Below are 561 nucleotides of genomic sequence, written 5' to 3' on the forward strand. Positions count from 1 at the left end.
CACACTGGTGTGTTGTTGCAGGAAGTGAAATTTGGCTGGTGGATGGTGCTGTGCCTTTTGGTAGTGCGGAGCAGTTCTCACTGCCAGAAGAGAATGCGAGGCAAATTGGTGACTATCTTGGTTCGCCAGTGATGTGGATTAATTTTGCAGATTTGGAGCAAGATCTCCCACTCGTTTCATTGCGCGACTGTCTACATTTCCCTGAACCGCTATTTATGCTGTTGAGCAAGGCTATCCAATATGGGCACATGACCCAAAGCTTACGCTTTTGTCCGCAATGTGGTGGGCGCAACTTTCTTAATAATAATCAATTTGCCATGCAATGCGGAGAGTGTCGAACTTTGCACTACCCGCGCATTTTCCCATGCATCATCGTTGCTGTGCGTAAAGAAAATCAGATCTTACTAGCGCAGCACCCAAGGCATCGAAATGGCATGTACACCGTGATTGCGGGCTTTTTAGAGGCGGGAGAAACCTTAGAAGACTGTGTCGCGCGCGAAGTGCATGAAGAAACGGGCATTCACGTGAAAAACATTCGTTACTTTGGCAGTCAGCCTTGGG

The 561-nt window shown here is 48.1% G+C and carries 1 protein-coding gene; it reads left to right on the forward strand.

The annotated features are described in order from the left end of the window. Window positions 1-561, forward strand: a 561-nt coding sequence (nudC, locus tag R7Z50_RS29905; protein WP_318150071.1) for an NAD(+) diphosphatase, incomplete at both ends; no start/stop codon positions are given.

The organism is Vibrio sp. 1249-1, from assembly GCF_033340495.1.